This is a genomic window from Streptomyces sp. NPDC058045, from assembly GCF_042885635.1.
Classification (GTDB): Bacteria; Actinomycetota; Actinomycetes; order Streptomycetales; family Streptomycetaceae; genus Streptomyces.
In genome coordinates this window covers 1-7,670 of record NZ_JBHVRR010000003.1, presented here as the reverse complement: position 1 = coordinate 7,670, position 7,670 = coordinate 1, and the positions used below count along the sequence as shown (strand labels likewise).

Sequence of the window (7,670 nt, the reverse complement as noted above, 5' to 3'; positions counted from 1 at the left end):
GGAAGGTGCGCCGGGGGCTTATGCCGGCCGGCGTTCCGGGCGCAGGGTAACGGGCAGGGAGCTGTATCCGTGCAGGAAGTTGGAGTGGATGGGCCGGCCCGGGGAGGTCGACTCCGCCTCGGCGACATGGGTGCGCAGCGCGGTCAGCAGGCTGCTGATCTCCGCCCGCCCCAGATAGGAGCCGAGGCAGAAGTGCGGCCCGTAGCCGAAGGAGACATGTTTGTTGGGGGTGCGGCCCAGGTCGAAGACCTCCGGGGCGGTGAACACCTCCTCATCGTGGTTGGCCGAGGTGTTCCACAGGGTGACGACGTCACCGGCCCGGATGGTGCTCCCGCCGATCTCCACGTCGGTCAGGGCGCGGCGGCCGAAGTGCATGGCGGGGGTGACCCAGCGCAGTACCTCCTCGACGGCGCTCTCCACCGTCACCTCACCGGACTTCAGGCGCCGCCACTGCCCGGGGTGGCGGATCAGTTCGTCCATCGCCCCGATCATGGAGAGCCGGCTGGTCTCGTCGCCGCCGATGATGACGCTGTAGCAGTTGAGGACGATCTCCTGCCCGGTGAGCGGCTCGCCGTCGATGGTGGCCGCGGCGAGCACGCTCACCACGTCGTCCCGGGGGTCGTCGCGGCGGTCCTCCGCCAAGTCGGAGAAGTACAGCAGGAGTTCGTTGCGGGCGACGAGGGACTCCTCCTCGGACTGGCCCTCCTCCTCGGAGCTGAGTGCCTGCTTGGTGAGGGACAGCAGATAGTCCCGGTCGGCGGCGGGCACCCCGAGGAGGTCGGCGACGGTGGCCATCGGGATGTGCTCGGCCACATCCTGTGCGAAGTCGCAGCCGCCCCGCTCGACCGCGGCCCGCACCAGCCGGTCGGCCCGCTGCCGCACTCCCTCGACCACGGGTTCCAGTACCCGCGGTGCGAACGCCTTCAGCAGCACGTTGCGCAGTTCCCGGTGGCGGCGGCCGTCGGTGACGGCCAGCATCCGCCCGGCGGCCGAGTCGCCGCCCGCCAGGAGGGTGGCGAGTACATTGCCCCGCTCGGAGGTGAACCGCTTGTTGTCGCGGTACACCTCCATCACGTCCCGGTAGCGGGACAGCACCCAGAAGCCGGGCACCGCCCGGTCCCGCACGGGGTGCCAGTGGACGGGGCTGCGGGTGCGGAACCCGTGCCACAGCTCGAAGAGCCGCTCCCGGCTGTCGAGGAAGGTACCCGGATCGGTGAGGTCGGCCGCGGGCGGCGCGGCGGGGGCGGCGGCGGGGGCGGGTGTCTCGGTGGTCATGCCGCCTCGCGCCGGGTCATGGCCACCACGACCTTGCGGTCGCCGGTGAAGGGGCGGCGGCCGTGCGAGGTGAGGAGGTTGTCGATCATCAGCAGGTCCCCGGTGCGCCACGGCTCGGCGAGGGTCCGCTCCTCGTAGACGCCGAGCACGGTGGCGATCTCGTCGGCGGTGATGGGGGTGCCGTCGCCGTAGTAGGCGTTGCGCGGCAGCCCGTCCTCCCCGCAGATCTCCAGCAGGCCCTCGCGTACCGCCTCGGGCAGCGCCGCCACATGGAAGAGGTGGGCCTGGTTGAACCACACCCTGCGGCCGGTCACCGGGTGCGCCAGGACGGCGGGCCGGCGCTGCCGGGTGCGCAGCACATCGCCGTCCCACTCGGTTTCGATGTCCTGGTCGGCGCAGTAGCTCTCCACATAGCCCTTGTCGTCGCTCTGGAAGCCCTCCTGCCAGGACAGGCCCATCCCGGTGCGGTAGGTGCGGGTGTACAGCACGCCCTTCTCCTCGAAGCGGCGCACCAGTTGGGCCGGGAGCGCTTCGAGTACGGCGGCGCTGTCCGCGACGGGTGTCTCTCCGCCGGTGGCCGCGGCGAGCGCGCAGTAGAAGAAGACGTTGTGCGGCCAGTTGCGGGAGTAGGCGCTCTCGTTGTGCTGGGGGATGCTCTGGTCCTTGGGGTACTCGGTGGACGTGTACACCTTGCCGGTGACGCGGCTGCGCGGGGTGGACCGCTCGTTGTACTCCAGGGTCCGGCCGCCCACCGTCTCGGCGATCTGGGCGAGTTGGGCGTCCTCGGTGAGCCCGCTCGCCTTCACCATCACGGCGGCGTGCTCGTACATCGCCGCCCGGAGCGCTTCGGCGTTGGCCGTGAACCAGGCGCGGTGGTCGCCTCCTTCGGGGGTGACGCGCAGCAGGTGGGTGCCGTCGAGTTCGGCCAGCTCGGTGTCGGCGCCGGTGAAGGGGGTGGTGTTCATTCCGTCTCCGCTTCCAGGGAGTAGCCGTTGATGCTGGTGTGGTTGACCGGGTCGCCGGCCGCGTACTCGTAGGGGTTGAGGAAGGGGCCCGAGGACACCGGTGCGGAGAACCGCCCCAGGGTCGGGTTCAGTACGCGGGTGTCGAGCACGGTGGAGAGCAGGGCGCCCTGGTGTTCGGTGCCCACCTGGTACCGGCCGAGCCAGCCGTAGTCGTAGGCGCCGGGCAGGTTGTCGGGCAGGTGCTGCGGGTCGACGGTGCCGTCGGCGCGCAGCGGCTCGCCGTAGAGGCCGTACTGGTACTGGTCGCCCCGGCGGCGGCCGTCGTCGCCGGTGACGAGGAAGATGTCGCCGCGGACCGTGGGATGGCTCCAGGTGGTGGCGGCGGCGCCGGAGCGGTGGGCGTCGAGGGTGAGGACGACTCCGCCGGGCAGGCCCAGCACCCGGGCCAGCGGCCGCTTGCCGCCGTCGAGGACGAGGTCGGGGGCCGGGTCGTTCATATCGGTGTGCCCGTACCGGAGTTCCTCGGTGCCGTGGACCGTCTTGGCGGTGCGGCCCGTCAGGTGGTCGACGACGTCCTTGGTGTAGCGGACGTCGGCGGCGCCGGGCCCGCTCACGGAGGCGCCGAGGTAGCGCTCGACGGCGTCGGGGTGCTGGGTCTCCTGGCGGCCGTCGACGCGGTAGCCGGTGAGGTGGCCGTTGAGCCCGTAGGTGGTGCCGGTGACGGGGTGGTCGCCGGTGGTGGCGAGCAGCCGGTCGGCGGTGTCGTAGCAGTAGCCGGTGACCGCGGTGCCCTCGGGGGTGCGGTCGGTGAGGCGGACCACGTTGCCGTCGGCTCCGGCCTCGGGGCGGGTGCCGCCGGGGCAGCCCGCCTGCTTGCCGGTGAAGTCGCGGGTGTAGTCGTGCCCGGTGAGGTGGGCGCGGACCAGTCGGCCGGCCGCGTCGTAGCGGTAGTTGGGCCCGTCCGGGCGGGGGTCCTTGCCCGCGGTGGACTCGTCCACGACGGTTCCGGACCGGGAGCGGGTGACGCGGGTGGACTGCTTGCTGCCGTCGGCGAGGGTCCAGTCCCTGGCGGTGATCCGGCCCGCCGGGTCGCGCCGGATGTCGAGACGGGTGCCGTTGCCGTAGCGCACGTCCTTCAGGGTGCCCGCGGTGTCGTATCCGGCGGTGGCGAGGGTGCGGCCGTCGAGGTCGGTCCGCTGGACACGGTCGGCGGCGTCGTAGCGGGTGTGCCGGACCTGTGCGGCGCCCGAGCCGGTGGGCGGGGCGACGTGCTCCCGTACGGCCCGGCCCGCCTGGTCGTAGCCGGTGGTGGTGGTGACGCCCAGGGCGTCGGTGAAGCGCACCGGGCGGCCGAGCAGGTCGACGGTGCGGGTCAGGGTGTGGTCGGGGTGGGTGGCCCGCACGGTCAGCGGATCACCGTGGTAGGCGCTGTCGTACTTCACGGTCCAGCCGGGCAGGTTGGCGTTGCCCGGCATGGACATCTCGGTGACGGTGCCGCGGTCGTCGTACCGGGTGCAAGTCCAGTCGGAGCCACCGAAGTTGACGGCGACGGGGTATCCGCGCCGCGAGTAGACGAACTTCTCCACCCGGGCGGAGCCGTCCGCGCCGGCGGGCAGCGCGACCGACTTGGGCAGGCCGAGTTGGGGCGCCGGGTCCTTCTCCCGGGTGCAGGGGTTGTCGGCGCTCTCCTCGGCCCCGTAGTAGGCGAAGGTCTTGCGGGCGCCCCCCGGGCTGGTCTCGCTGGTGGGGCGGCCCGCCTCGTCGTAGCCGTAGGCCGTGGTGAGGGCGAGGCCGCCGGGGTCGGTCACCGAGGCGGCGGGCAGGCCGAGTTCGCTGAGCTGGAGCCGGGTGGTCAGCGCGGGGACACCGTCGGAGTCGGCCCGTACCGTGGTCAGGCCGGCCGCTCCGTACTCGGTGGTCTGGGCGGGGACGCGCTCGCAGCCCTCGGGGGCGGGGTGGACCGGGCGCAGGTCGCTGCCGAAGCAGGCGGCCGGGCCGGGGCCGTAGGTGCCGGCCGGCATTCCGGCCTCGTTGTACACGGTGGTGGTGAGCCGGCCGGCCGGGTCCGCCGAGGTGCGGAGGCGGCCGTCCTCGGTCCAGGTGTAGCGGGTGGTGCGGCCGGTGCCGTCGGTGTCGGTGGCGGTGCGCCCGGCGCCGTCGAAGGTGACCGTACGGGTCCCGGTGGCACCGGCGACGCGCACCTGCGTCCCGCCCTCGGCGGGTACGAAGTCGTGGCGGGGACGCAGGGAGGAGGCGGCGTCGGTGCCGGCGGGGTCGGGGCCGGTGACCCGGGCGGCGGCGGCGCTGTCGCCGCGGTAGCCGATGGCGTACCGGGCGGCCTCGGTGTCGCGGCCCTCGCCCGCGGCGATCCAGTCCATCACCAGCGGGGGCCGCACGGTGGTGAGCCGGTGGTCGGCGGCGAAGCCGAAGTCGGTGGTCTCACCGCCCGGGTTGACGAAGCGGACCAGTTTGCCGCCGCGGTAGTAGAGCTGGGTGGTCCCGGCGCCCGGCACCCGCACGGCGCAGACATAGCCCGCGGGTGCCGCGTCGTCGGCGCAGGCCTTGTCACCGGCGTAGACGAACCCGGCGCCGGTGTCCTCGGCGGCGGCGATACCGGCCTGCTGCCCTTCGGGAGTCGCCGAACCGGCCGCACCGGCACCGGACTTGGCGGTCTTCCCGGTATCGGCCCCGGCCCGCCCCTGCCCGGCCTTCACGGTCGTGCCGGGGGCCGTCGTACCGGCCGCCGCGGAGGTGTCCCCGCCGGCCGGAGCGGCGGCGGAGGCGTCCTGCTGGACCGCCGAACTGGCTTGTGCGGCCGGGGAGTTGGCGGCCGATTCGGCGGCCGCTCCGGTCGGGTCCGGGGTGACGGTCCAGCCGGGCGGGAGTACCGCGCCGGAGGGCTGGAGCCAGGAGGCCGGGACGGGCGCGGAGTGCCGGGCGTCGGCGGCCCACAGGGCGATCCGGCCGCCGTCCGCCCCGCCGGGGTGGCGGTACTGCACGGTGATGCGGTGGGTCCCCCCGGCCCTCAGCCGCACCCCGCTGCCGTACGCCGGGCGGTCGCCCGCCTTGGCGCCCTTCCAGTCGTCCAGCACCGGACGGCCGTCGACCAGCACCCGCAGCCCGCCGTCATGGCTGCCGCCGAAGCGGTAGACCCCGTCGGCGGGCACGGTGAACCGGCCGGTCCACGCCGCCCGGAACGCGGCCCCCGCCCCGGCCTTCGGGTACGGCGCCGCGCGGCCCCAGTCGAAGTCGACGCGGGCGTCGGTGCGCCGGGCGGCGGGCTTCTCCTGGGCGCCGATACCGGTGGCCGAGTCCCCCGCGTAGTAGGAACCGGTCAGCCCGGCCGTGGTGCCCGCGGCCTGCGAGTCGTAGCGGAAGGTGGCGCCCAGCATTCCCGCGCCGGTGGGGACCTGCGCGGTGTTGACGGAGGCGGAGACATCGCCGGTGGCGAGGCCGACGGTCACCGGGCCCAGGGTGTCCGTCGCGGTGGGGCTGCCGTCCTCCTGCGCTCCCAGGGGCTGGGCGACGGTGAAGGAGCGGGCCGCGGCGTCCCGGCTGACCCGGCCGGAGCGGTCCTTGGTGCGCACCGTCCAGGTGTAGTGCCCGCCGTTCTTGAGCAGTCCGGCGGGCACCTGCCAGCTCGGGCCGCCGACCCAGCCGGAGGAGGTGAGCTGGCCGCTGCGCGGGCTCGCCCCGGTGGAGAGGACGAACTCGTAGGCCACCGCGCCCTTTTGGCGGGCCGCCGACAGCTTCGGCCGTACCCCGGTCAGGGTCCTGCCGTCGGCGGGGCCGGCCGTCGCGGGGGCCGTGCCGGAGCCACCGCCACCGCCGGAGGTGAAGCGGCCGCCGGGCCAGACGGCGGTGTTGGGGGTGCCGGCGGGGGCGGCCGGTCTCGGCAGGCGGGTCGCGTCGGCCGAAGAGGCGTTCGCCGTGTCCGGGGCGAGGATCCCCATCAGGGTGCAGGTCAGGGCCGCGGCGCCGGAGGCGGCGACCCATCCGAGTTTCTTGGTGCGAGCCATGCTCAGTCACCACTCCAAAGCTGGAAATTCGCGCATCACGCGAGGGAAAAGGGGGACGCGGCGCACCGCGGCGGCACAGTGCCCGCGCCGATGCTGCCAGCACCGGAATACGTACCGAAGTCCGCAGTGAATCTTTGAATACGGGGTACCGGTGGCCGGGGTGTGGATCACCCAACTACCGTGCTGCGCGTGACGATTCGTATTCTTCTCGCAGACGACCAGGAGTCCGTGCGCATCGGCTTCCGCCTGATTCTGGACTCCCAGCCGGACATGGAGGTCGTGGGCGAGGCGTCCGACGGCCTCCAGGCCGTGGAACTGGCCCGGGCGCTGAAACCGGATGTGCTGCTCGCCGACATCCGGATGCCCCGCCTGGACGGCCTGGAGGTGACCCGGCGGCTCGCCGGCCCCGAGGTGGGGGACCCGGTGCGGGTGGTGGTGGTGACCACCTTCGGGCTGGACGAGTATGTGCAGACCGCGCTGCACCACGGCGCCTGCGGCTTCCTGCTGAAGCGCTCCGGCCCGACGCTCCTGGTGGAGGCGGTACGGGCCGCGATGGCCGGTGACACCCTCATCAGCCCCTCGCTGACGGTGAGTCTGCTACGGCACACCCGGGCCGCCGCCCGCCCGCGCCCGATCCAGCCCGCGGAGGCCCTGACGGAGCGGGAGACGGAGATCGCGCGGCTGGTCGCCAAGGGGCTGACCAACGCGGAGATCGGTACGGAGCTGTTCATCTCCGCGGGTACCGCCAAGACCCATATCGCCAACGTCCAGCGGAAGCTGGACGCCCGGAACCGGGTCGGCATCGCCGCCTGGGTGTGGAGCAACGGCCTGCTGGAGTAACGCACTTGCGGGGCGCGAGACCTTCGCCCGGCCTGCGCGCCGCCCGCCGTTCAGGTCGGTGTGCAGACGTCTTTCATACTGTCGATCAGCGAGAGCACGGCCCGTGCCGAGGGCAGTATCATCCGGCCTTCTCTGGTGAGTCTCGCACCGGTGGAATCCCGGGTGAACAGCTTGATCCCCAGCACCTGCTCCAGACATTTGATCTGGTAGCTGACCGCGGGCTGGGAATAGCCGAGCACTCTGGCCGCCTGGTCCATCCGGCCGATCTCGGCCACGGACACAAAGGCACGGAATTCACGCTCGTGCATCACTCCCCCTGTCTGGCCGGCAGAGCACGATCGGCGCTCCACCCGGCCCCACGCGAACTGGTGCCGAACTGTTCGAAAAGACGAGTCCAATACCAGCCGAGCGGTGTGCCCCGGGCAAGGGGAGGTGCAGGAAGATGCAATCCACGGACTTCGACGGCGAGTCAGGGCAACCTCCGGCCAGTGGCGGGCTGTTGCGTTCGGGCGGTGGCCCGGCGGCGGGAAAATGGCCCCCGCCCCGCCCCCCCCCCCCCCGCCCACCCCCC

5 protein-coding genes are annotated in these 7,670 nt (G+C 73.2%); 1 reads left to right on the top strand and 4 read right to left on the bottom strand.

What is annotated here, in order from left to right:
* Positions 1 to 18: 18 nt before the first annotated feature.
* From ACFVST_RS03095 to ACFVST_RS03085, 3 genes are read right to left on the bottom strand one after another with little or no spacing between them, the layout of a single operon-like run.
* Positions 19 to 1,275 carry a cytochrome P450 gene (locus tag ACFVST_RS03095; protein WP_390146296.1) on the bottom strand — a complete coding sequence of 419 codons (1,257 nt, stop codon included), beginning with the start codon at positions 1,273 to 1,275 and terminating at the stop codon, positions 19 to 21.
* Positions 1,272 to 2,240 (bottom strand): TauD/TfdA family dioxygenase, encoded by a 969-nt coding sequence (locus ACFVST_RS03090; protein ID WP_390146294.1) that lies wholly within the window; start codon positions 2,238 to 2,240, stop codon positions 1,272 to 1,274. Before ACFVST_RS03090 ends, ACFVST_RS03095 begins: the two co-directional genes overlap by 4 nt.
* The gene (locus ACFVST_RS03085) at positions 2,237 to 6,259 is read right to left on the bottom strand and encodes a PA14 domain-containing protein (protein WP_390146293.1); all 4,023 of its coding nucleotides are present in this window, start codon (positions 6,257 to 6,259) and stop codon (positions 2,237 to 2,239) included. Before ACFVST_RS03085 ends, ACFVST_RS03090 begins: the two co-directional genes overlap by 4 nt.
* A gap of 189 nt (positions 6,260 to 6,448) precedes the next feature.
* Between ACFVST_RS03085 and ACFVST_RS03080 the strand changes: the two genes are divergently transcribed.
* Positions 6,449 to 7,099: a response regulator gene (locus tag ACFVST_RS03080; RefSeq protein ID WP_390146291.1), complete on the top strand. Its 651-nt coding sequence runs from the start codon at positions 6,449 to 6,451 to the stop codon at positions 7,097 to 7,099.
* Positions 7,100 to 7,149: 50 nt separating this feature from the next.
* Here ACFVST_RS03080 and ACFVST_RS03075 read toward each other — a convergent pair whose 3' ends face one another.
* Positions 7,150 to 7,407: a LysR family transcriptional regulator gene (locus ACFVST_RS03075; protein ID WP_390146289.1), complete on the bottom strand. Its 258-nt coding sequence runs from the start codon at positions 7,405 to 7,407 to the stop codon at positions 7,150 to 7,152.
* Between the last annotated feature and the right edge of the window lie 263 nt (positions 7,408 to 7,670).